This window comes from Bradyrhizobium guangxiense (genome assembly GCF_004114915.1).
Taxonomy (GTDB): Bacteria; Pseudomonadota; Alphaproteobacteria; order Rhizobiales; family Xanthobacteraceae; genus Bradyrhizobium; species Bradyrhizobium guangxiense.
Genome location: NZ_CP022219.1, coordinates 1,500,080 through 1,522,013, shown reverse-complemented (window position 1 = coordinate 1,522,013; position 21,934 = coordinate 1,500,080). Strand labels below are relative to the sequence as shown.

21 protein-coding genes, 1 tRNA gene and 1 pseudogene are annotated in these 21,934 nt (G+C 64.5%); 11 read left to right on the top strand and 12 right to left on the bottom strand.

Annotation, left to right across the window (positions count from 1 at the left end; all coding sequences use genetic code 11):
• Positions 1–24: 24 nt before the first annotated feature.
• Positions 25–783: an SDR family NAD(P)-dependent oxidoreductase gene (locus X268_RS07245; RefSeq protein ID WP_128924291.1), complete on the top strand. Its 759-nt coding sequence runs from the start codon at positions 25–27 to the stop codon at positions 781–783.
• A 94-nt stretch (positions 784–877) separates the two neighbouring features.
• Here the strand turns inward: X268_RS07245 and aroQ are convergent, their stop codons facing one another.
• The 11 genes from aroQ to X268_RS07190 are packed head-to-tail and all read right to left on the bottom strand — an operon-like array spanning position 878 to position 9,154.
• On the bottom strand, positions 878–1,327 hold the full coding sequence (aroQ, locus tag X268_RS07240; RefSeq protein WP_128924290.1) for a type II 3-dehydroquinate dehydratase: 450 nt from the start codon (positions 1,325–1,327) through the stop codon (positions 878–880).
• 13 nt (positions 1,328–1,340) lie between these two features.
• Positions 1,341–2,087 (bottom strand): amino acid ABC transporter ATP-binding protein, encoded by a 747-nt coding sequence (locus tag X268_RS07235; protein WP_128924289.1) that lies wholly within the window; start codon positions 2,085–2,087, stop codon positions 1,341–1,343.
• A 57-nt stretch (positions 2,088–2,144) separates the two neighbouring features.
• Entirely contained in the window at positions 2,145–2,972 is an 828-nt protein-coding gene (locus X268_RS07230; RefSeq protein WP_128924288.1) for a transporter substrate-binding domain-containing protein, read from the bottom strand.
• 51 nt (positions 2,973–3,023) lie between these two features.
• On the bottom strand, positions 3,024–3,680 hold the full coding sequence (locus tag X268_RS07225; RefSeq protein WP_128924287.1) for an amino acid ABC transporter permease: 657 nt from the start codon (positions 3,678–3,680) through the stop codon (positions 3,024–3,026).
• 10 nt (positions 3,681–3,690) lie between these two features.
• Positions 3,691–4,359 (bottom strand): amino acid ABC transporter permease, encoded by a 669-nt coding sequence (locus tag X268_RS07220; RefSeq protein WP_128924286.1) that lies wholly within the window; start codon positions 4,357–4,359, stop codon positions 3,691–3,693.
• Positions 4,360–4,410: 51 nt separating this feature from the next.
• Positions 4,411–5,265: a shikimate dehydrogenase gene (locus X268_RS07215; protein ID WP_128924285.1), complete on the bottom strand. Its 855-nt coding sequence runs from the start codon at positions 5,263–5,265 to the stop codon at positions 4,411–4,413.
• A 15-nt stretch (positions 5,266–5,280) separates the two neighbouring features.
• Entirely contained in the window at positions 5,281–6,108 is an 828-nt protein-coding gene (gene aroE / locus X268_RS07210) for a shikimate dehydrogenase (protein ID WP_128924284.1), read from the bottom strand.
• 3 nt (positions 6,109–6,111) lie between these two features.
• Positions 6,112–7,338 carry a CaiB/BaiF CoA transferase family protein gene (locus X268_RS07205; RefSeq protein ID WP_128924283.1) on the bottom strand — a complete coding sequence of 409 codons (1,227 nt, stop codon included), beginning with the start codon at positions 7,336–7,338 and terminating at the stop codon, positions 6,112–6,114.
• Positions 7,335–7,805 carry a MaoC family dehydratase gene (locus tag X268_RS07200; protein ID WP_128924282.1) on the bottom strand — a complete coding sequence of 157 codons (471 nt, stop codon included), beginning with the start codon at positions 7,803–7,805 and terminating at the stop codon, positions 7,335–7,337. The genes X268_RS07205 and X268_RS07200 overlap by 4 nt, the downstream gene beginning before the upstream one ends.
• Positions 7,806–7,818: 13 nt before the next feature.
• On the bottom strand, positions 7,819–8,205 hold the full coding sequence (locus X268_RS07195; protein WP_164938100.1) for a VOC family protein: 387 nt from the start codon (positions 8,203–8,205) through the stop codon (positions 7,819–7,821).
• Positions 8,206–8,209: 4 nt separating this feature from the next.
• Positions 8,210–9,154: a ketopantoate reductase family protein gene (locus X268_RS07190; RefSeq protein ID WP_128924280.1), complete on the bottom strand. Its 945-nt coding sequence runs from the start codon at positions 9,152–9,154 to the stop codon at positions 8,210–8,212.
• 103 nt (positions 9,155–9,257) lie between these two features.
• Between X268_RS07190 and X268_RS07185 the strand changes: the two genes are divergently transcribed.
• Positions 9,258–10,238, top strand: coding sequence for a LysR family transcriptional regulator (locus X268_RS07185; protein ID WP_128924279.1), 981 nt, complete (start codon positions 9,258–9,260; stop codon positions 10,236–10,238).
• Between the two features lie 100 nt (positions 10,239–10,338).
• Here the strand turns inward: X268_RS07185 and X268_RS07180 are convergent.
• A tRNA-Gln gene (locus X268_RS07180) sits at positions 10,339–10,413 on the bottom strand.
• Between the two features lie 254 nt (positions 10,414–10,667).
• Between X268_RS07180 and X268_RS07175 the strand changes: the two genes are divergently transcribed.
• From X268_RS07175 to X268_RS07135, 9 genes and pseudogenes are all read left to right on the top strand, one after another.
• Positions 10,668–12,446: an acyl-CoA dehydrogenase family protein gene (locus X268_RS07175; protein ID WP_128924278.1), complete on the top strand. Its 1,779-nt coding sequence runs from the start codon at positions 10,668–10,670 to the stop codon at positions 12,444–12,446.
• A gap of 248 nt (positions 12,447–12,694) precedes the next feature.
• Entirely contained in the window at positions 12,695–13,453 is a 759-nt protein-coding gene (locus X268_RS07170; RefSeq protein WP_128924277.1) for an enoyl-CoA hydratase-related protein, read from the top strand.
• Positions 13,454–13,551: 98 nt separating this feature from the next.
• Positions 13,552–15,210 carry a bifunctional metallophosphatase/5'-nucleotidase gene (locus X268_RS07165; RefSeq protein ID WP_128924276.1) on the top strand — a complete coding sequence of 553 codons (1,659 nt, stop codon included), beginning with the start codon at positions 13,552–13,554 and terminating at the stop codon, positions 15,208–15,210.
• A 129-nt stretch (positions 15,211–15,339) separates the two neighbouring features.
• Positions 15,340–16,269, top strand: coding sequence for a histone deacetylase family protein (locus X268_RS07160; protein WP_128924275.1), 930 nt, complete (start codon positions 15,340–15,342; stop codon positions 16,267–16,269).
• A gap of 74 nt (positions 16,270–16,343) precedes the next feature.
• Positions 16,344–16,595, top strand: a complete 252-nt coding sequence (locus X268_RS07155; RefSeq protein ID WP_128924274.1) for an exodeoxyribonuclease VII small subunit — start codon at positions 16,344–16,346, stop codon at positions 16,593–16,595.
• Positions 16,596–17,212: 617 nt separating this feature from the next.
• A pseudogene (gene dxs, locus X268_RS07150) lies at positions 17,213–19,141 on the top strand (1-deoxy-D-xylulose-5-phosphate synthase).
• A gap of 229 nt (positions 19,142–19,370) precedes the next feature.
• Positions 19,371–19,925, top strand: a complete 555-nt coding sequence (locus X268_RS07145; RefSeq protein ID WP_128924273.1) for a nucleoside 2-deoxyribosyltransferase — start codon at positions 19,371–19,373, stop codon at positions 19,923–19,925.
• Positions 19,926–19,951: 26 nt separating this feature from the next.
• Complete coding sequence (locus X268_RS07140; RefSeq protein ID WP_128924272.1) at positions 19,952–20,686, top strand: TlyA family RNA methyltransferase; 735 nt, start codon at positions 19,952–19,954, stop codon at positions 20,684–20,686.
• On the top strand, positions 20,679–21,926 hold the full coding sequence (locus tag X268_RS07135) for a class I SAM-dependent RNA methyltransferase (RefSeq protein ID WP_128929176.1): 1,248 nt from the start codon (positions 20,679–20,681) through the stop codon (positions 21,924–21,926). Before X268_RS07140 ends, X268_RS07135 begins: the two co-directional genes overlap by 8 nt.
• Positions 21,927–21,934 lie beyond the last annotated feature (8 nt).

Sequence of the window (21,934 nt, the reverse complement as noted above, 5' to 3'; positions counted from 1 at the left end):
CGACCGCAACAAACCGAGGTGCCCATGGCTGCCATCTATTCCGACCTCGCCGGCAAGGTCGTGCTCGTCACCGGTGGCGCATCCGGAATCGGCGCTGCGATCGTGCGGCGTTTTGCGGAGCAGAGATCCAAGGTGGTGTTCTTCGACATCAAGCGCGACGAGGGACAGCGCCTGGCGCGCGAGCTGTCCGACCAGGGCATGGCCGCGCATTTCCAGCACGTCGACCTCACCGACATCCCCGCACTCCGTGCCGGCGTCGTCGAGGCACGCAAGGCTCATGGCCCGATCAACATCCTGATCAACAATGCCGCGCATGACGAGCGGCACAACACCGAGGAGATGACGCCGGACTATTGGGACGACCGCATCGCGGTGAACTTGAAGCACCAGTTCTTTGCGTCGCAGGCCGTGTTGCCGGACATGAAGGCGGCCAATGCCGGTGCCATCATCAATTTCGGCTCGGTGTCGTGGATCGCAGGACAAGGCGGCATGGCCGCCTACACCGCCAGCAAATCGGGCGTGATCGGGCTGACGCGCTCGCTGGCGCGCGACTACGGCCCCTACAATATTCGCGTCAACGCCGTCGCGCCGGGCTGGATCATGACCGAGCGGCAGCTCGAGAAATGGATGACGCCGGCCGGCGAGATCGAGTTGCAGCAGCGCCAGTGCCTGAAGCGCAGGCTGGTGCCGGACGAAGTTGCGAAGTTCACCGTCTTTCTCGCGTCCGACGAGGCCTCCGCCTGCACCGCTCAACACTACATCGTCGATGGCGGCTGGGTCTGAGACACGGTGAGAATGGCGGGGGCAGGCCCGATCTGTCGCAGAGCTGTGCAGCGCTCCTCGGCCACGCCAGGCGGACGGGCGCCGCCATCCGATGCTATCCCTTCTTCTCATCAAGCAGCTTGGCCACGCGACGCAAGCCGAGCAGATAACCTTGGGTGCCGAAGCCTGCGATGACGCCATCGGCTCCTTTGGAGACAAACGAGTGGTGGCGGAATTCCTCGCGCTTGTGGACGTTGGAAATATGCACCTCGATCACCGTCCCCTCGAACGTGTTCAGAGCATCAAGGATGGCGACCGATGTATGGGTGAAAGCCGCGGGATTCATCACGATCCCGGCAGCCGTCGCGCGCGCCTCGTGGATCCAGTCGATCAGCTCGTACTCTCTGTTGGATTGATGGAAGCGAATCTCCAGGCCAAGTTCGTTGGCTAACGCCCTGCAATCCCGCTCCACGTCCGCAAGCGTATCGTGGCCATAGATGTGGGGCTGGCGCTTGCCGAGCAAATTGAGATTGGGCCCGTTCAGGACGTAGACAAGGCGGCTCATGGAAGACCTCCGTTCAGTGATGGGCAAGGATTTCGCCAAGGAACTGCCTGGTGCGGGCGTGCTGTGGGCTGCGGAAGAAAGCGTCGGGCGCGCCTTCTTCGACGATCTGGCCTTCGGCCATGAAGATGACCCGGTCGGCAACCTGGCGGGCAAAGCCCATCTCGTGGGTGACGCAAATCATGGTCATGCCGTCATTGGCGAGGCCGATCATCGTATCCAGCACCTCCTTGACCATCTCAGGGTCGAGCGCCGAGGTTGGCTCGTCAAACAGCATGACCTTCGGCTGCATACACAGCGCGCGCGCGATCGCGACGCGCTGTTGCTGACCGCCCGAAAGCTGAGCCGGATACTTCTCGGCCTGGTCACCGATGTGCACGCGCTCGAGATATTTTCGCGCGGTCGCTTCCGCCTCGGCCTTGCCGATGCGGCGCGCGCGAATGGGCGCGAGCATGCAGTTCTGCAAGACCGTCATATGCGGAAAGAGATTGAAGCTCTGAAAGACCATGCCGACGTCCTGACGTACGACATCGATAGCCTTGATGCTGTCGTCCAGCCGGTGACCGTTCACCACGATGGTGCCCTGCTGGATCGGCTCCAGGCGGTTGATGCAGCGGATCAGCGTTGACTTGCCTGAACCGGACGGGCCGCAGAGCACGATCTTTTCACCTCTGCGCACAGTGAGATCGACGTTGCGGAGAGCTTGGTCCCCGCCGTACCATTTCTGCACGCCCTTCATTTCGATCAGGATCTGGTCCTGCATGCTGGTCTCCGCCGTTGGGCGGCGGCCAACGCGGATCGCGCCGGCCGCTCGCGGTGGCTACTGGACGGTGAAGGGAACGCCGGGGACGGAGTCCGGGAAGACAGGGACCGGGACCTTCATCCATTTGGCATAGAAACCGGCCAACTTGCCGTTCGACTTGATCTCGTCGATGAACTTGTTGGCCGTCGCGTTCCACTCCTTCTCTCCGAGGCGCGTGCAAGCGCCGTTATAGAGAGCGGTGAAGTGAAGCTTGGGCTCGAACCCAAGTTCGGGTTTCGCGGCATTGAGACGCTGCGGATAAAACAGGTTCGCGCCGACGGCCTGGACTTGGCCAGAGAGCAGCGCCTGGATGGTGGCGGCGTCATCGTCGAATCTGCGGATCTCGGTCCCGGACGGGGCGTTGTTGGTGACCTGAGTATCCTGCGTGGAGGACCTGGGAACGCCGATGACGTACTTGCCCATGTCGGCATTGCTGCTGATCGGGGTCGCCTGGGCAGCGACCAGCGTGATCTCGTTGGCGACGTAGGGCTTGGAATACTGCACCGCCTTCGCACGCTCGGGCAGCATGGCCATGGTTGCGAACAGAATGTCGACGCGGCCTGTGGTCAGCGCCGGAATGCGATTGGCCACCGCCAGGGGGACGAACTCGGCCTTGACGCCGAGATATTCGGCGAAGGCGCGCCCCATGTCGGCATCGATGCCATCCTGTTTTCCCGAGCTGTCGACATAGCCCCAGGGGGGATTGTCGCCCTGAATGCCAATGACGACGACGCCCTTCTTCTTCACGTCTTCCAACGTGCCCGCCTGCGATTTGCCCGCGAGAGCGATGGCCCCGAGCGCCAGCATGGCAATGCCGAAGCGACGACGATTGAGTGAAAACGACATGAGTATCTCCTCCCGGTGATGGCTGTTTGTGATTGAGTAGGTGCGCCGTTCCTACCTTTGACTGGCCAGGGAAAGCCTGGCTTCCATCCGGCTGCCCCACCATGAGAGGGGCCAGCAGAGGATGAAGTACATCGCGCCGACCACGCCGAAGACGAGCAAGGGCTGGAAGGTCTGGTTCGATACGATTTGACCGGCGCGAGCGAGTTCGATGAAACCGACGATGGCGGCGAGCGACGTGCCCTTGATGAGCTGCACGAGATAGCCGATGGTCGCGGGCAGCGAGATGCGGATTGCCTGCGGCAGCACGATGTCGCGCATGCGGGACGAATAGTGCAGTCCAAGCGCCATCGCCGCCTCGGTCTGGCCACGCGGCACGGCCTGGATCGCGCCGCGCCAGATCTCGCCGAGGAAGGCGGAGGCATTCACGGTGAAGCCGATCGCCACCGCCACGAAGGCATCGAGCTTCAGCCCGGTGAGCGCCAATCCGTAATACACGACGAAGAGCTGCAGCAGCAGCGGCGTGCCCTGGAATATCCCGATGTAGATGCGGGTGATCCATTCCACGCTCCTATGACCGCAGGTGCATAGCAATGCGACGGCGAGGCCTGCCGTGCAGCCGCCAACAAACGCGACCAGCGTCAGCAACACCGTCCATTGCAGCCCACGCAGCAGGAAGCCGAACTCGGCAAGACCAAAATGCGGTGTCATGATCGCTCCCTCAGCGTGTCGGATATGAGAAGAAGCGGTGGGAGACGACCGCGAAGCCCAGCATCAGCAGCCAGGAGATCGCGAGATAGAGGAAGGTGACGGAAAAATAGACCTCGAAGCTGCGGAACGTGTCGCTTTCGATGCGTTGCGCAACCGATGTCAATTCGTAGGCCGAGACCGCCGAACAGATCGATGAGGTCAGCGTCAGCATGATGAACTGCCCCGTGAGCGAGGGGTAGATCGCGCGAAGCGCAGGCTTGAGCACGATGAAGCGGAACACCTGTCCTTTGTGCAGTCCGAGCGCGTAGCCGGCCTCTATTTGTCCTTTATGAATGGACTGGACGCCGCCACGAATGATCTCGATGGCATAGGCGCCGCCGTTGACACCGAGCGCGATAATGGCGGTCGCGGTCGGATTGAGCTTCAACCCGACGAGCGGCAGAGCGAAGAATAGAAAGAAGATCTGCACCAGGAAAGGCGTATTGCGTACGACCTCGACGAAGCCAATGATGGTGGCCCGCAACCAGGCCACCTTCGAATCGCGGGCCGCGACGCCGGCGACACCGATCATCATCGCGAGCGTCATGCCGGCCAGCGCCAGGCCCAGCGTACCCACGCACCCCCACAGCAGCGCGGGCATGGCATGCCAAACCACCGAGAAATCGAGCGTGTAGCCCATCTTGCGTTTCCTCTCGGGCGTTGTACGTGCCGCTCGCCCATCGGCCTGACGTCACCCTCCCAGGGATGCGAAAGTGGCGAAGAAAACGTCTGGATCAGGTGAGATGCCCGTGAACAGGCGGAATGCTTCGGTACCCTGGAAGATCGCCATGCCACCGCCATCGACGGTGCGGCAGCCGAGGGCGCGCGCCGTGCGCAGCAATGCGGTCTCCAGCGGGAAGTAGACGATCTCAGCGACCCACAGATCGGGACGCAGCAGCGCCGTCGGCAGCGCCGTGCCCGGATATTTGTCCATACCGATCGGCGTCGCGTTGACAATTCCGTCTGCGGCAGCAACGGCGGCTGCGACATCCTGGCCGACTTTCAAATGCCCTTCTGCAAATCGCGGGGACAAGCTGTCGACCACGCTCTGCGCCTTGGCCACGTCGACGTCGACAATGGTCAATTCCCGCACCCCGAGCTTCATCAGCGCGAACGCGACCGCCGCGCCGGCGCCGCCGGCGCCGAATTGGACGACACGGCCGAGCGGTACACCCTGCATGTTGCGGCGAAAGTTCTCGGCGAAGCCGAACCAGTCGGTGTTGTGACCGGTCATTCGGCCATTCCTGATGACCACGGTGTTCACCGCGCCAAGCGCCTCCGCGTCCGGCGAAAGCTCGTCCAGGAGCAGGAGGATCGCCTGCTTGCAGGGATGGGTCACGTTCAGCCCATCAAAGCCCATCCGCTTTGCCGCCGTGAGCAATTCCGGCAGCGCTTCAACTCCGAGTTTCAGCTCTGTCAGATCGATTTTCCTGTAGAGATAGCGGATGCCGGCGGCGTCGGCGGCCGCTTCGTGCATCGGCGGGGGGCGGGACGCCGTGATGCCGCTGCCGATCAGGCCGACGAGAAAGCTGGACTTCTGATGCATGGTCGGCATCGCCCGTCAGCTCAGCGGAACGGTCAGTTCGGCGATGACTTGAGCCGTGCCCGGTCGAACGCCGCGCCACCAGGCAAAAGCTTCGGCCGCCTGCTCAACCAGCATGCCGACGCCATCGGCCAGCTTGGCTACGCCTTCGGCGCAAGCCGCTCGTAGAAAGGGAGTGAGCCCCTTGCCGTAGGCGAGCTCGTAGGCCAGCTCCGCACCGCGGAAGACATTGCCGGGAAGCGGCGGCATCTCACCGCGCAGGCTGGCCGATGTCGCGTTGACCACGATGTCGTAGCCCTCGGCAAGATCGGCCAGCTCGGCATAGCCGCTGACGATCAGGGGACCACAACCGGCAAACTCTTCGGCCAATGCCACAGCCTTCGACAAGGTACGATTGACGAGAACCAGCTCGGACGGCTCCTGGCGCAGGAATGGCAGCAGCGCGCCGCGCGCCGCGCCCCCGGCGCCGAGCATCAGGACGCGCCGGCCGGCCATTTTGACGCCGAGATTGACGGTGATGTCGCGCACAAGGCCGATCCCGTCGAAATTCTCGCCGATGATCCGATCGCCGTCGAACTTCAGGCAGTTGACGGCGCCAGCTCGGTCGGCGCTCTCTGAAAGCTCGTTTGCGTAGTCGAAGGCATCGAGCTTGAACGGGACAGTGATGTTCAGCCCCTTGGCGCCCTCTGTCCGGAATTGATCAACCCGTTCGCTGAAGCCATCGAGGGGACCCTCGATCGCCTCGTAGACAAGATCCTGTCCTGTCATTCTGGCGAAAGTGCCGTGGATGAGAGGTGACTTGCTGAAGCCGATCGGATTGCCGATCACCGCATAACGGTCGCTCATCGCTCACTCCTGCACTGCGACTTCGTTGTAGAGGACCCCGTCACGCACCATCGCCTCGACGAGCTCGGCCGAAAGTCCCAGCGACTCTGCAATGCGGCGATTGTCCTGGCCAAGCAGCGGCGCCGGGGTTCGCACCGTGGTGTCGCAATCGGAGAAGCGGAACGGCAAGTTCGGCAACGTCACCTTGCCGAGCACAGGATGCTCCTGCTCGACCAGCATGCCACGCGCGTGGATCTGCGGATCCTTCACGACCTCTTCGATCGTCTGCACCGGAGCCGACGGCACACCTGCTTCCTCGAGTGCGGCAAGACAAGCGTCCCGGGACGGCTGCGACAGCGCCCAGTTGCGCACGATCTCCATCGCTTCGGCATAATGGGCGTTGCGCGCAGGAGGCGTGGTGAAGCGTTCGTCGGATGCCAAATTGTCTCCCCCGATCAGGCTCGCCAATCGTCGCCAGGCATCATCGACTTGCGCGGCGATGACAAGATTGCCATCCCTGGCCGGAAAGACGCCGTAGACGGTCGAGTCCGGCTGTCCGCTGCCGGTCTGCTGCGGCAGGTCGCTCCCGCCGGAGAGGAAGTAGCGCTGCACCGCATAGTCGTGCATCGAGACCATGCAGTCGTACAGCGCCAGATCGATGTGTTGACCGCGCCGGGACGACGCGCGGCCGACCAGCGCGGCATTGATGGCGGCCACGCCGTGAATGCCGGTATACATGTCAGCCAGTGGCATCCGCAGCAGCGGCGGCGCTTCGCCGGGATTACCCAGTTGCGCCAGGGCGCCCGACATCGCCTCTGCGATCAGGCCGAAGCCCGGACGGTCGGCATAGGGACCGGTGTGACCATAGGCGGAGACCGAACAGTAGATCAGTCCGGGATTGCGCGCCGAGAGCGCCTTGTAACCGAGCCCGAGGCGCTCGAGTGCGCCGGGGCGGTAGTTCTCGATGAAGACGTCGGCTGCGTCGACCAGCTTCATCATCAGGTCGAGGCCACGCGTGTCGCGCAGATCGATGCACAGGCCCTGCTTGCCCATGTTCTGCTGCAGGAAGTAGCCGGATTGTCCGTCCTTGAAATAGCCATGGGCGCGGCCCGCATCGCCCGCCTTCGGACGCTCCACCTTAATGACTTCCGCGCCCATCGCGGCGAGGCAACGCCCCATGAACGGACCCGCCAGAAAATGGCTGTAGTCGATGACGCGAATGCCTTTGAGCGGCAGATCCTGTGCGGTCATGCCTGCCCTCCCGCGACGCTGGTCTTCGGGCGCATCGGAATCATCAGCCGGTGCTCACCGAGCTGCACCACCTCCCCGCGCTGATTGATCAGCTCCGAGGGCAGCACCACGATGCCCCACCCTTCCCGCTTCGTGGCACGCATTGAACCAACGCGGAACTTCACGTGCACGGTGTCGCCGAGCTTGATCGGCAGCTTGAAATCCCACGTCCAGCCCAGCGACATTCCCGGAAGGAAGCGGTAGTCGGCACGAGTCTTCAAACCGTCGGCCAGCGACAGACCAAACAGCCCGTGCGCGACGCGCGTGCCGAATGGTGTGGTCCTGGCGTAATCCTCGTCGACATGGACCGGCGTAAAATCGCCCGTCAGTTCGGCATAGGCATTCACCATCGCTTCGGTGACCGTCACCGCGGGGGTGACGCATTCGTCACCGACCTTGGCATCGTCCCAGTAGCGCTCATCGGTCATGTCGCATCTTTCTCTAGGCACGGGGATTGATCGCCAGGGCGGCTTCCACAGCGCCTGCGCTCGCTTGCAAGATCTCGATGTTCAGGCCGCCCGGCAGCTCGAGCCAGTTCGGCCCGGCGGGCAGCGCCTTGGCGCCCCAGGCGGCGGCACGGACGAGCACACCTTCGTAATCGTCGACCATGATGCCGAGATGGGCGAGACGCCCCTCCGGTCCGACGAAGTCCGGATCCTCAATGAGCTGCACGCTTCCGAGCACCCATACCTGACGCGGACGCGGGCCGTCGGCGGGTTGCTCGTCGCGAATGGCAAGACCAAGCACCTCACGAAAGAAGTCGATGTGACGATCAACGTCCGGCACGCGGATCGCGACGTGCTCGACATAGGCGCGCGGCAGCGACATCGTCTCAGGCCTTTCCTGGATAATCGTGGCGGGCATATTCGAGCCCTTTGATCAACGCGACGAGGGTCGAATTGACGGGGGTCGGGACATTGAACTTCGCCCCCCAACGCACGACGGAGCCGTGAATGTAATCGACCTCGGTCAGATTGCCGGACTGCAAGCTCTGCAACATCGACGTCTTGAACTCGGGCGGCAGTCCAGCGGACGCCATCGTCCAGGCACGGCGCGGGTCGGCAATCGAGATCTTCACGCCGGCGGCCTGCGCGACTGCGATGCCCTCTGAAATCGCGGCCAGCGCACAATCTTCCAGGATGGGGAGCGAATAGAGGCCGCCATAGGTCAGGCCGGTAATGGCGGTAATTCCTCCGCCGGCGACGTTGATGAACAGCTTGTCCCACATCGTGCCCAGGATGTTGTCGCTGAGCAGCGTGAGAATGCCGGCGCGGTTGAAAGTCTCGGAAATTCGCTGTGCGCGTTCCGTCAAGCGCCCATCGAGTTCGCCGATGATCGTTTCCTTGCCGATCACCCCGGAGCGAACATGACCGGGGCCCAGCAGCACGCCACCCACGTAGGTCTTGCCCGCCATGACCCGGTCACGACCGACTTCCTCCGACAGGATGTCCTCGTGGCCAAGACCGTTCTGAAGCGACATCACAACCGTCTGCGGCCCGATGATCGGCGCAGCGGCGCGGATGGCGTCTCGCGTGTGGTAAGATTTGACGAGGACAATGACGAGGTCAGCCTTGATACCGACCTGGGCCGCGGACGTGCAGGCAGTGACCTTCACGACGGCCTCTACGCCACCTTCGAGAATACGAAGCCCGCTGGCGTTGATCGCGTCAACATGGGCCTGGAACGGATCAATCAGCCAGACCTCGGCTCCACCGCGCACCAGTGTGCCGCCAATGGTCGAGCCTAGGGCCCCTGCTCCGATAAAGCAGATCCTCATCCGAACGCTTCTCCCAGCGCCTTTCTTGGCGTTGGGCGCGTGGTAGCAGGCCGGTCGACATTAAGATATGCTATGATCCTTATAACCATTATTGTGAATTGCAATGATACAACCGGATCACGCCGAGACGAACCTGCTGGACCCGCGCCTGCTCAAGTTGTTCGACGCATTGTTCACCACGGGCAGCGTCACCAAGGCAGCCGAGAAACTCGGTCAGAGTCAGCCGACCATTTCGATCTGGCTAGCCCGGCTGCGAAAGGAGCTGGACGATCCGCTGTTCATCCGGTCGGCAGAGGGGATGCTGCCGACTCCGCGCGCCGAGGCACTCATCGGGACGGCAAGGCAGGCGTTGGAAATGCTGCGTCGCCTGGCCGAGCTTCGCACGGACTTCGATCCGACAACCGCAAAACGCCGTTTTACCATCTGCATGACGGATGGAAGCCATGTCACGCTGCTTCCGTCCATTCTCGCTCACGTTCGCCGCGTTGCTCCTGGCGTTCGTATCGAGGCGACACAGATCGGCGCGGACACCCCACGGATGCTGCGATCCGGAGAGGCGGATCTGGCGCTCGGCTACATCTCGGACCTCGACGCGGGACATTTCCAGCAGGCGCTGTTTCCGCAGGATTGGGTCTGCCTGGCGAACGCAAGACATGCCCGGATCCGTGACCGCATCACCACAAGGGATTTCCGGCGCGAGGCACACGTCCTCATTCGCTCCGGCACAGGACATCAATTGCTCGCGGACGCGCTACAAGAGCAGCGGATGGTCCTGGACGTTGCGCTCGAGCTACCGGGCTTTTTGGGCTTACCCGCAATCGTGGGAACGACCGATGTGATCGCCACCCTGCCAAGGCACATTGGCGAAACGCTGGCTCACTACTACGGACTAAACGTCCTCAATTGTCCGCTGGCGATCGCCGGCTTTACGGTCAAGCAATATTGGCACGCCCGCTTCCATCACGATCCGGCAAGCCAATGGTTGCGTGGCGTCTGCGCGGATCTTTTTCAACAGCAGGAAGTGCGCGGTCTACATCGTTCCGGTCGGGCAAGGAAACGAAGGCCACGCGATTTGCAGTCGTAGTGGTCCCCAATAGCGGGCAACGACCGCCCCCGAGGCTGGCGGACTGCGGCACGGCTGCAATTTTCCGCCGCTTAACGAATGAACTCAACGGCTTAAACACTGGCTGGGGCGGGAGGGATCGAACCTCCGAATGGCGGAATCAAAATCCGCTGCCTTACCGCTTGGCTACGCCCCAACAGGCGACCAAAGGAACGGCGGAAGACCTGGCTACCGCAGATTCCCTCGGGTGGCTGCCGGTCTATAGGGAGCGGCGCGGCATTTCAACCGCCTGGAGGGGCAAAATACCACGCGGGGCCGACCACCCCGGCGGTCCTCTCTTTATTATAGAGAGATCCGGGCCGCGGGCCGGCGTCGGCCCCGTCCCCGGCCATTGAGACCGCTCCCGTTTCGTGAGAATACGGCGCCAATATCTGTCCACGGGAGTGAGCCATGACCTACCGCGCGCCGATCAATGACATGCTGCTGTCGCTCAACCATGGCGCCGGCCTCAAGGCCGCCGTGGAGGCCGGTCATTACGGCGATTTCGACGCGGACATCGCCGCGGCCGTGCTGGAGGAAGCCGGCAAGTTCGCATCCGACGTGCTGGCGCCGCTCAACAAGGTCGGCGACGAGCACGGCATCAAGCTCGACGGCGGCAAGGTCACGACCGCGCCGGGCTGGCCGGACGCCTACAAGCGCTGGATCGAAGGCGGCTGGAATGCGGTATCCGGCCCGGAGGATTTCGGCGGCCAGGGCCTGCCGATCGCGATCAACGCCGCCTGCACCGAGATCTGGAGCGCCGCCAACGTCGCCTTCGGCCTCTGCCCGCTGCTGACGGCTTCGGCGATCGAGGCCCTCGACGCGCATGGCAGCGACGAGTTGAAGAAGATCTATCTCGAAAAGCTCGTCTCCGGTGAATGGACTGGCACGATGCAACTCACCGAGCCGCAGGCCGGCTCCGACGTCGGCGCGCTGCGCACCCGCGCCGAGAAGCAGGCCGACGGCACCTATCGCATCAAGGGGACGAAGATCTTCATCACCTATGGCGAGCACGACATGACCGACAACATCGTGCATTTCGTGCTGGCCCGTCTGCCCGATGCGCCCGCCGGCACCAAGGGGATCTCGCTGTTCCTGGTGCCGAAGTTCATGGTCAACGCCGACGGCTCGCTCGGCGCACGCAACGACATCTTTGCATCCGGCGTCGAGCACAAGCTCGGCATGCATGCCTCCCCCACCTGCACCATGACCATGGGCGATCACGGCGGCGCCATCGGCTTTCTGATCGGCGAAGAGAACCAGGGCATGCGCTGCATGTTCACGATGATGAACCAGGCCCGCCTCGGCGTCGGTCTCGAGGGCGTCGGCGTTGCCGACCGCGCCTATCAGCAGGCCTTGTCGTATGCCCAGGAGCGCAAGCAGGGCCGCGCCGTCGGCAAGAAGGGCGACGGCTCGGACGCGATCTTCGTCCATCCCGACGTCAAGCGCATGCTGATGCGGATGCGGGCGCAGACGGCCGCCGCGCGCACCATCTGCTATGCGACCGCGGTCGCGATCGACGTCTCGACGCGCGCCAGGGATCCCAAGGTCCGCGTCGATGCCGCCGCGCGCGCGGCGCTGCTGACGCCGATGGCCAAGGCCTATTCCACCGACATCGGCAACGAGGTCGCCTATCTCGGCGTGCAGATCCATGGCGGCATGGGCTTCATCGAGGAGACCGGTGCGGCGCAGCACTACCGCGACGCCCGCATCACCGCGATCTACGAGGGCACCAACGGCATCCAGGCCATCGACCTCGTCACGCGCAAGCTCGCGGCCAACGGCGGCGCATCGGTGTGGGCGCTGCTCGACGAGCTCGCCGCAACGGTCAGCCAAGTCGAAGCCTCCAATGATCCCGCCTTCGGCACCACCGGCGCGAAATTGCGCGAGGCGCTCGAGGCTCTGACGCGCACCAGCAAATGGCTGCTGGCGCGCGTGACGTCCGCACCGAACGAGGCGCTTGCCGGTGCGACGCCCTATCTGCAGCAGTTCGGCGCGACGCTCGGCGGCTGCCTGCTGGCCTCCGAGGCGCTCGCCGCCAAGGCCGACGCCAACACGGACGCAGCGCGCTACGTCGCGCTCGCGCGCTTCTTCGCCGAGAACATCACGGTGCAGGCCGGCGCGCTCGAGCGCACCGTGACCGAGAGCGCCGAATCGGTTGCGGCCGCGGATACGGTGTTGCTGGGGTAAGGCGGCCTTGTCGCCCGGATGGAGCGCAATCCGGAGCTACGGCCTGCCCGTGCTGCCACGAGATCGAGCCCCGCTGAGGGCAAATGCCCGGCTTTTTCAAAGAAACATCGCTGCCAATTGTCGCGATGAGCGGCGGTGCCAAGCGGGAATTGCGCTGAAAAGGTTGAACCAGCGCATTGGCACGCCTGCGGGATGATGTAGGCTGAGGTTCGGCGAGACTCGCACAGCGGCGAGCGCAGGGGGCTCTCATGGCGAATGGCAATATCGTCGTCACCGAGGAGCGCGGAACGCGCGTGATCACCCTGCGCCGCCCCGGCAAGAAGAACGCGATCACCCAGGACATGTACCGGCAGATGAGGAGCGCGATCGACACCGCGCAGAACAACCCCGATATCCGCTGCATGATCATCACCGGCGGTTCCGGCGTGTTCACCGCCGGCGACGACATCGACGATTTCATGCACGCCGACACCTCCCGCCCCGAAACGCTGTCGGAGGCCGCCAAGTTCCTCTATTCGCTCGCCCTCAACCTCAAGCCGATCATCGCGGCCGTCGACGGCGCCTCGATCGGCATGGGCACCGTGATGCTGTTCCACTGCGACTACGTGCTGGCCTCGAACGCTGCGACCTTTTCCGCGCCCTACATCCATCTCGGCCTGGTGCCGGTCGGCGCAGCCAGCCTCCTGATGCCGAACACGATGGGATACCAGCGCGCCTTTGCAATGCTGGTGATGGGGCGGACCTTCTCCGCCGCGGAGGCGCATGCCGCCGGCTTCGTCAACACCGTGGTGTCGCCGGGACACACTGAGGTCGAGGCCCGCAAGGTGGCGCGCGAGATCTGCCGCCTGCCGGCCGAGGCGATCGCGACCTCCCGCAAGCTGCTGCGCGGCCCGTCCGAAGAGCTCCCCCGCCGCATCGACCAGGAAGGCCATCTGTTCGGCGAACGGCTGAAGTCGGACGAAGCGGTGGCGGCGTTCAACGCGTTTGCGAACCGGAAGAAGCGGTGAGGCTCTTCCCCTCTCCCGTTGTGGGAGAAGGGAAGAATCGCAGCACGTTCACGACAATGCTTCGTGAAATCTTCGCGCGGTACGATTAATCTGGTTCGATGCGATATCGAACCATCCTTGCCGCCCTCGCTCTCACCAGCACCCTCCCCGCCGCGGCCCAGACCGCAGCCCCGGTCGAGCTGCGCATCCTCGCGATCAACGATTTTCACGGCAATCTGCGGCCGCCGCCGGGCGGCATCCGCATCAATGATCCCGAGGACAGGTCCAAGAAGGTGATGGTGACGGCCGGTGGCGCCGAATATATGGCGACACTGGTGAAGCAACTGCGCGAGGGACACAAGAACACGATCTTCGTCGCCGCCGGCGACCTGATCGGCGCGAGCCCGTTCCTGTCGGCGATGTTTCACGACGAGCCTTCGATCGAAGCGCTCTCGATGATGGGGCTCGCGATCACCTCGGTCGGCAATCACGAATTCGACGAGGGCAAGGCCGAGCTCCTGCGGATGCAGAATGGCGGCTGCCATCCGGTCGACGGCTGCCAGGGACCGCATCCCTTCACGGGCGCCAGGTTCCGCTATCTGGCCGCATCCACCATCGAGACGGCGACGGGCAGCAGCGTGCTGCCGCCCTACGAGATCAGGGAATTCGACGGCATCCCCGTCGCCTTCATCGGGCTGACCTTGAAGGAGACCGCCGGCATCGTCGCGCCATCAGGCATCAAGGGGCTCGAATTCCGCGACGAGGCCGAGACGGTGAACGCGCTGGTGCCGCAGCTGAAGGCGCGCGGCGTCGAGGCGATCGTGGTGCTGATCCACCAGGGCGGCGAGCCGGCCGGCGACTACAATGAATGCCCCGCCATCACGGGACCGATCGTCGACATCGTGAAGAAATTCGACCGCGCCGTCGACGTCGTCGTCAGCGGCCACACTCACCGCGCCTATGTCTGCGACATCGACGGGCGGCTCGTCACCAGCGGCGACAAATACGGCACGCTGGTCACGGCGATCGATCTCAAGCTCGATCCCGTGACGCGCGACATCGTCAGCGCCAAGGGCGAGAACGTCATCGTCGCCAATGCCTCCTCGCTGGCGAAGGATGCCGAGCAGACCGCGCTGATCGAAGCCTACGACAGGCTGTCGGCGCCGATCGCCAACCGGCCGGCCGGATCGGTGACGCAGACGCTGTCGCGCGTGCCGAACGAGGCCGGCGAAAGCGCGCTCGGCGACGTCATCGCGGACGCGCAGCTTGCTGCGACCAGGGATGCCAAGGATGGCAGCGCTGTCATCGCGCTCACCAACCCCGGCGGCATCCGCACCGACATCGTGCCGAAGGAGAACGGCGCGATAACATTCGGCGACGTCTTCGCCAGCCAGCCGTTCCGCAACCGCCTCGTCACGATGACGCTGACGGGCAATCAGCTCAAGGACATGCTCGAGCAGCAATGGCTGGACCCGAAGCGGCCGCGGATCCTCCAGGTCTCGAACGGATTCAGCTATGCCTGGGATGCGTCGAAGCCATTCGGTGAGCGCGTGATCCCCGAAAGGATGACGCTCAACGGCAGGCCGATCGAGGCTGGAAGCGGTTACCGCATCACCCTCAACGATTACCTTGCCGTCGGCGGCGACGGGTTTACCGCCGCCAAACAGGGAACGTCACCGCAATATGGCGGATACGACGCGGACGCGCTGTTCGCCTTCTTCCAGGCGCACGGACCGATCGGTCCACTCCCGCCCACCCGCATCCTGAGGGTGAATTGACCGGGATCAAACGGCGAGGCCCGCCCCTTTGCCATTGCCGCCCAAGCGCATAGATTGGGTTTTGCATTGCGTTTTGGCGCCGGATGCGCCAAGCGACGACGAGAGCCCGTTTGCTGTGAGGCCGACCTGATGAGCACGCTTCTCCTTTCCCACAAGGCCTGCCTCGACCATGTCACGCCGCCGGGACACCCTGAAAGGCCGGATCGACTGCGGGCGGTGGAGGAAGCGCTGTCGCATGAACGCTTCCAGTTCCTGGTGCGCGACCAGGCGCCGGAGGGCGATCTCGATCTCGTCACGCTCTGCCACAACGAGCACTACGTCACCGAGCTGCGCCACATCGCGCCGACCAGCGGGCAGGTCTATGTCGACGGCGACACGTCGATGTCGCCGGGCACGTGGGAAGCGGTGATGCGCGGCGTCGGCGGCGCGGTCGCGGCGACCGAAGCGGTGATGAATGGCGAGCATCGCAACGCCTTCGTCGCGGTGCGTCCGCCCGGGCATCACGCCGAGATCGGAAAGCCGATGGGCTTCTGCTTCTTCGACAATGTTGCGATCGCCGCGCGCCATGCGCAGCGCAAATACGGCATCAAGCGCGCAGCCATCGTCGATTTCGACGTGCATCACGGCAACGGCACGCAGGACATTTTCTGGTCGGACCCGACCGTGATGTACTGCTCGACGCACCAGATGCCGCTGTTTCCGGGCACCGGCGCCAAGGGCGAGCGCGGCGACCACGACACCATCGTCAACGCGCCGCTCGCCTCCGAGGACGGCGGGCCGGAATTCCGCTCCGCGTTCGAGAATTTGATCCTGCCGCAGCTCGAGAAATTCAGCCCCGAGCTTCTCATCATTTCCGCCGGCTTCGACGCGCATTATCGCGATCCGCTGGCCTCGCTCAATCTGCGCGCGGAGGATTATGCCTGGGTGACGCGCAAGCTGATGGACCTCGCCGACAAGACCGCCGGGGGGCGTGTTGTTTCGGTGCTCGAGGGCGGCTATGACCTGCAAGGACTGAAAGAATCTGTTACGGCGCATGTCGGCGCCCTGATGGGCGCTTGAGAGCACTCGCCACATTAAGCCCGCAAAACCCGCCTTCACTGTGGGCGAAGCGAATCGGGCAATCGGAAACGGATATGGCCGAAAACCCCCAAGTCGACGTCTCCCGCCTCACCTTCGAGCGCGCGATCGAGGAACTCGAATCGATCGTGAAGCGGCTCGAGGACGGTAAGGTGCCGCTCGAGGAATCCGTGACGATCTACGAGCGGGGCGAAGCCTTGAAGCGCCGCTGCGAGGATCTGCTGCGCCAGGCCGAGGCGCGCGTCGACAAGATCACCACCGATGCCAATGGGCAGGCCGCCGGCACGGCGCCGCTGGACGTCCAGTAGGCGGGCGAAGCCGACGCTTTCCCGCTCAGTCCCCTGACGGGCCCTCGCGAAACGTCTTCACGGCGAGCCCTGCTGCCGCATTGTTTTCATGATCGCACGGCGCCATTCCGTGAAATTTCGCGGTTCCGTGCCGACGGAGCGATGGCCTTCTGCTCCCGAATCGGCCCGTCCAGGCGCGAAAACGACGGCATTCAGCAAAAAAAGCCTGCTAATGCGCAGAGCAAGGCGGGAACCCCTGGTCGTGGCCTAGGGTTAACCACTCTGGCCCGCCGGTTGCACCTGCATACCCCTAATCGGTCCGGCGGGTTGGCTTTGGCCCAAGCTTTGGTGTAAAGCTGCGCGGAGTGTGGCTTTTTGCAAGCCTTGCGTGGGCACCGATTGTCGACGACAAGCGCTTCAAACTGCTAATGAAATTGGCTTGGGACGGACGAAGCCGATCTAAGTGACAGGGATCACAGAGACTGAACCGGAGCCCACTTAAGCTCACCTAAGCTTGAAGACGGGGCCTTGCCCCTGGCAGGTGGCTCCGACGGTTTAAGGACTCGCGCTGCGCCGATATTGTGCAAACCCATCGCGCGCCGGAATGACCTTCCGGCGCTGACAAATTGGAAATCGCCGTGAACGCATACAGTAAAACGCCGCTTCTCGACACCATCCGGACGCCGGAAGACCTGCGCAAGCTCAAGGTCGAGCAAGTTCGCCAGGTGGCCGACGAACTGCGGCAGGAGACCATCGATGCCGTCTCGGTGACCGGCGGTCACTTCGGCGCGGGCCTCGGCGTGGTCGAGCTCACCACCGCGATCCATTACGTCTTCGACACGCCGCGCGACCGGTTGATCTGGGACGTCGGCCATCAGGCCTATCCGCACAAGATCCTCACCGGACGCCGCGACCGCATCCGCACGCTGCGCACCGGCGGCGGCCTGTCCGGCTTCACCAAGCGCAGCGAGAGCGATTACGATCCGTTCGGCGCGGCGCATTCCTCGACCTCGATCTCCGCCGGCCTCGGCATGGCCGTGGCGCGCGACCTTTCCGGCGGCAAGAACAACGTTATCGCCGTGATCGGTGACGGCGCGATGTCGGCCGGCATGGCCTACGAGGCCATGAACAATGCGGGAGCGATGAACTCGCGCCTGATCGTCATCCTCAACGACAACGACATGTCGATCGCGCCGCCGGTCGGCGCCATGAGCGCCTATCTGTCGCGCCTCTACTCCGGCAAGACCTATCGCACGCTGCGCGATGCGGCCAAGCAGATCAACAAGCGTCTGCCCAAGATCATCGCCAACCGCGCCAACCGCGTCGAGGAATATTCCCGCGGCTTCATGATGGACGGCGGCACGCTGTTCGAGGAGCTCGGCTTCTACTATGTCGGCCCGATCGACGGCCACAATCTCGACCATCTGCTGCCCGTGCTGAAGAACGTCCGCGACATGGAGACCGGCCCGATCCTGGTCCACGTCGTGACGCAGAAGGGCAAGGGCTACGGCCCGGCGGAAGCCTCCGCTGACAAATACCACGCCGTCGTCAAGTTCGACGTCGCGACCGGCACCCAGGCCAAGGCCAAGCCGAATGCGCCGGCCTACCAGAACGTGTTCGGCCAGAGCCTCGTCAAGGAAGCCCAGAAGGACGACAAGATCGTCGCCATCACCGCGGCCATGCCGTCGGGCACCGGCGTCGACATCTTCAACAAGGCCTTCCCCGACCGTACCTTCGACGTCGGCATCGCCGAGCAGCACGCGGTGACCTTTGCCGCCGGTCTCGCCAGCGAAGGCTAAAAGCCGTTCTGTGCGATCTATTCGACCTTCCTGCAGCGCGGCTACGACCAGATCGTGCATGACGTCGCGATCCAGAACCTGCCCGTCCGCTTCGCCATCGACCGAGCCGGCCTGGTCGGCGCCGACGGCGCGACGCATGCCGGCTCGTTCGACAACGCCTATCTCGGCTGTCTGCCGAACATGGTGATCATGGCGGCCGCCGATGAGGCCGAGCTTGTGCACATGGTGGCGACCCAGGTCGCAATCAATGACCGTCCGAGCTCGCTGCGCTATCCGCGCGGCGAAGGCCGCGGCATCGAGATGCCGGAGGTCGGCATTCCCCTCGAGATCGGCAAGGGCCGCATGATCCGCCAGGGCAGCAAGATCGCCCTGCTCTCCTTCGGCACCCGCCTCGCCGAATGCGAGAAGGCCGCCGACGAACTCGCGGCCCATGGTCTGTCCACCACGATCGCCGATGCGCGCTTCATGAAGCCGCTCGACACCGAGCTGGTGCTCAAACTCGCCCGCGACCACGAGATCCTGATCACGATCGAGGAAGGCTCGATCGGTGGCTTCGGCTCGCATGTCGCACAGTACCTGACCGACCAGGGTGTGCTCGACAGCGGCATGGTCAAGTTCCGCTCGATGGTGCTGCCCGATGTATTCCAGGACCACGACACGCCCGCCGCGATGTACGCCCGCGCCGGTCTCGACGCCAAGGGCATCGTCGCCAAGGTGTTCGAAGCGCTCGGCAAGGACGTCAAGGCCGAGACGGTCAAGCTGGCTTGAGCCTCGCGACAGACGCTGAAGCCCACCTCTCCCATCGGGAGAGGCGTAGGCCGCCTTCGGCGGCCGTCCCAAAAAACGCCGAGGCTCAGCCTCGGCTACGTTGCGCAAGCAATCCGGGTGAGGGATTCAGGTCCAACGAGACAGCGTAACCCCTCACCCGGCGCTTCGCGCCGACCTCTCCCGATGGGAGAGGTGTTGCACCGCGCTTCGCATCGGCAGGCCGCACTCCATGAAAATCTATCTGGCAGGCCCCGATGTGTTCCTGCCGGATGCAATCGAGATCGGCCGTCGCAAGGTCGATATCTGCGCGGCTCAAGGGCTCGTCGGCCTCTATCCCCTCGACAATGAGATCGACCTTGCCGCGCCCGACGCGGCGCGGCAGATTTTTTGTGGCAACGAGGCGATGATGGATGCGGCCGATGCCATCATTGCGAACCTGACGCCGTTCCGCGGCGCCGGCGCCGATCCCGGTACCGTCTACGAGCTCGGCTACATGGCCGGGCGCCGCAAGCTCTGCCTGGCCTATTCCAACGACGGCGCCGTCTATGCCGACCGCCTCGGCCGCTTCATGGACGTCACGTCGGAGGACGGGCGGCTGGTCGACGCACAGGGACTGACCGTCGAGGATTTCGGCCTCGTCGACAATCTCATGATGATCCATGCGCTGGAGCTGCATGGCTGCCCGCTGGTGACCCCGGCGACGACGCCGATCGATGTCTGGCACGATCTTGCCGCGTTCGAGGCTTGCGTCCGGCTGGCGGCCGCGCGATTGATGGCTAAGTAAGCGCCAGCCCTGTTCTGGAGAGTCCGTTGTCCCCTGCCCGCAAGCGCGCGGATGTATTGCTGGTCGAACGCGGCCTGTTCGAGAGCCGGGCGCGGGCGCGGGCAGCGATCGAGGCCGGCCTCGTCACGGCCGACGACAAGCCGGTTTCAAAGCCATCGGAGACGATCGCCGAGGACGCCGCGATCCAGGCCGAGCCCGCGCACCCCTATGTCTCGCGGGGCGGCGTCAAGCTCGCCGGCGCGCTGGAGCGCTACAGAATCGAGATCGAGGATCATGTCTGCCTCGACGTCGGCGCCTCCACCGGCGGCTTCACCGAGGTCCTGCTGGCGAACGGCGCGAGCCTGGTGTTCGCCATCGACGTCGGCACCAGCCAGTTGCATCCCTCGCTGCGCGATCATCCCAAGATCGTGTCGATGGAGGAGACCGACATCCGCAGCTATGACGGCAAGCGGCTGCCGGCACGGCCCGATGTGGTCGTCATCGACGTCAGCTTCATCTCGCTGAAGACGGTGCTGCCGGTGGCGCTGTCGCTGGCGGCCGCGCCGATGAGCCTGCTGGCGCTGATCAAGCCGCAATTCGAGGCGGACCGGAAGCACAACAAGAAAGGCATCGTCCGCGACGCCGCCGTGCACCGGGACATCTGCGACGACATCGCCGCCTTCGCCGCTTCGCTCGGCTGCACCGACATCGAGGTGTTTCCTTCCTCGATCGCAGGCGGCGACGGCAATGTCGAATTCTTCCTGGGCGCGCACCGTGGTTGAGCGCCTGACCATCGACCATGTCGGCCATCGCGGCGACGGTGTCTCGCTCGCGACGGGCGAAGCGATCTATGTGCCCTACACGCTTGGCGGCGAGACCGTCGAGGTCGATCATGTCGTGGGTCATCATCCTGACCGCCGCAAGCTGCTCGCGGTGGACGTGGCAAGCTCCGAACGGATCGAACCGTTCTGTCCGCATTTCGGCGTCTGCGGCGGTTGCGCGATCCAGCACTGGGCCGCCGAGCCGTATCATGCCTGGAAGCGCGGCATCGTGGTGGAGACGCTGGCGCAGGCCGGCATCGATTGCGAGGTGGCGCCGCTGGTCGACGCCCATGGCGCCGGCCGCCGGCGCGTCACACTGCACGGCCGGTTCGGCACGCACGACATCCTCAAGGTCGGTTTCTCCGCGACGAGCTCGCACGACGTGGTCCCGATCCATCGCTGCCCGATCCTCGATCCCATGCTCGATGGCGCGCTCGATGCCGCCTGGGCGATCGCCGAGCCGCTGACGTCGAAGATGCCGGTGACCAAGCCGCTCGACATCCAGGTGACCGCCACCAGCAACGGCCTCGATGTCGACGTGCGCGGCTCCGGGCCGCTGCCGACGCCGCTGGTCACGGCGCTGTCGCGCGTGGCCGAGCAGCACCGGCTGGCACGGCTGACGCGGCATGGCGAGCTGGTGCTGCAACGCCTGCCACCGACGCTCAAGATGGGCCGCGCCGAGGTGACGCTGCCACCGGGCTCGTTCCTGCAGGCGACGGTGGCGGGCGAAGAGACGCTCGCCGCGCTCGTCGCCGAGCGCATCGGCAAGGCCAAGGAGGTTCTCGATCTCTTCTGCGGCGTCGGCCCGTTTGCGCTACGGCTCGCCGAGAAGGCGCGCGTCACCGCTTACGACAGCGACGCCGGCGCCATCGCAGCGCTGGCGAAAGCCGCGCGCGCACCTGGCCTGAAGCCGATCAGGTGCGAGCCGCGCGACCTGTTCCGCCGCCCCCTGGTGCCGCAGGAGCTCCGCGACTTCGACGCCGTGGTGTTCGATCCGCCGCGCCAGGGCGCACAGGCGCAGGCGTTGAAGCTGGCCGCAAGCCAGGTGTCCGTCGTGGTCGCAGTGTCCTGCAACGTCGCAACGTTTGCCCGCGACGCGCGGCTCTTGATCGACGGCGGCTATCGGCTGGAGGCGGTGGTGCCGGTCGACCAGTTCCGTCACACGCCGCATGTGGAGCTGGTGGCGCGGTTCTCGCGGTAGACCGCGAG

What these genes read in the sequence shown, in the direction of transcription:
- X268_RS07245 (WP_128924291.1), top strand. Translation starts at nt 25, where the DNA reads ATGGCTGCCATCTATTCCGACCTCGCCGGCAAGGTCGTGCTCGTCACC.
- aroQ (WP_128924290.1), bottom strand. Translation starts at nt 1,327, where the DNA reads ATGAGCCGCCTTGTCTACGTCCTGAACGGGCCCAATCTCAATTTGCTC.
- X268_RS07235 (WP_128924289.1), bottom strand. Translation starts at nt 2,087, where the DNA reads ATGCAGGACCAGATCCTGATCGAAATGAAGGGCGTGCAGAAATGGTAC.
- X268_RS07230 (WP_128924288.1), bottom strand. Translation starts at nt 2,972, where the DNA reads ATGTCGTTTTCACTCAATCGTCGTCGCTTCGGCATTGCCATGCTGGCG.
- X268_RS07225 (WP_128924287.1), bottom strand. Translation starts at nt 3,680, where the DNA reads ATGACACCGCATTTTGGTCTTGCCGAGTTCGGCTTCCTGCTGCGTGGG.
- X268_RS07220 (WP_128924286.1), bottom strand. Translation starts at nt 4,359, where the DNA reads ATGGGCTACACGCTCGATTTCTCGGTGGTTTGGCATGCCATGCCCGCG.
- X268_RS07215 (WP_128924285.1), bottom strand. Translation starts at nt 5,265, where the DNA reads ATGCATCAGAAGTCCAGCTTTCTCGTCGGCCTGATCGGCAGCGGCATC.
- aroE (WP_128924284.1), bottom strand. Translation starts at nt 6,108, where the DNA reads ATGAGCGACCGTTATGCGGTGATCGGCAATCCGATCGGCTTCAGCAAG.
- X268_RS07205 (WP_128924283.1), bottom strand. Translation starts at nt 7,338, where the DNA reads ATGACCGCACAGGATCTGCCGCTCAAAGGCATTCGCGTCATCGACTAC.
- X268_RS07200 (WP_128924282.1), bottom strand. Translation starts at nt 7,805, where the DNA reads ATGACCGATGAGCGCTACTGGGACGATGCCAAGGTCGGTGACGAATGC.
- X268_RS07195 (WP_164938100.1), bottom strand. Translation starts at nt 8,205, where the DNA reads ATGTCGCTGCCGCGCGCCTATGTCGAGCACGTCGCGATCCGCGTGCCG.
- X268_RS07190 (WP_128924280.1), bottom strand. Translation starts at nt 9,154, where the DNA reads ATGAGGATCTGCTTTATCGGAGCAGGGGCCCTAGGCTCGACCATTGGC.
- X268_RS07185 (WP_128924279.1), top strand. Translation starts at nt 9,258, where the DNA reads ATGATACAACCGGATCACGCCGAGACGAACCTGCTGGACCCGCGCCTG.
- X268_RS07175 (WP_128924278.1), top strand. Translation starts at nt 10,668, where the DNA reads ATGACCTACCGCGCGCCGATCAATGACATGCTGCTGTCGCTCAACCAT.
- X268_RS07170 (WP_128924277.1), top strand. Translation starts at nt 12,695, where the DNA reads ATGGCGAATGGCAATATCGTCGTCACCGAGGAGCGCGGAACGCGCGTG.
- X268_RS07165 (WP_128924276.1), top strand. Translation starts at nt 13,552, where the DNA reads ATGCGATATCGAACCATCCTTGCCGCCCTCGCTCTCACCAGCACCCTC.
- X268_RS07160 (WP_128924275.1), top strand. Translation starts at nt 15,340, where the DNA reads ATGAGCACGCTTCTCCTTTCCCACAAGGCCTGCCTCGACCATGTCACG.
- X268_RS07155 (WP_128924274.1), top strand. Translation starts at nt 16,344, where the DNA reads ATGGCCGAAAACCCCCAAGTCGACGTCTCCCGCCTCACCTTCGAGCGC.
- X268_RS07145 (WP_128924273.1), top strand. Translation starts at nt 19,371, where the DNA reads ATGAAAATCTATCTGGCAGGCCCCGATGTGTTCCTGCCGGATGCAATC.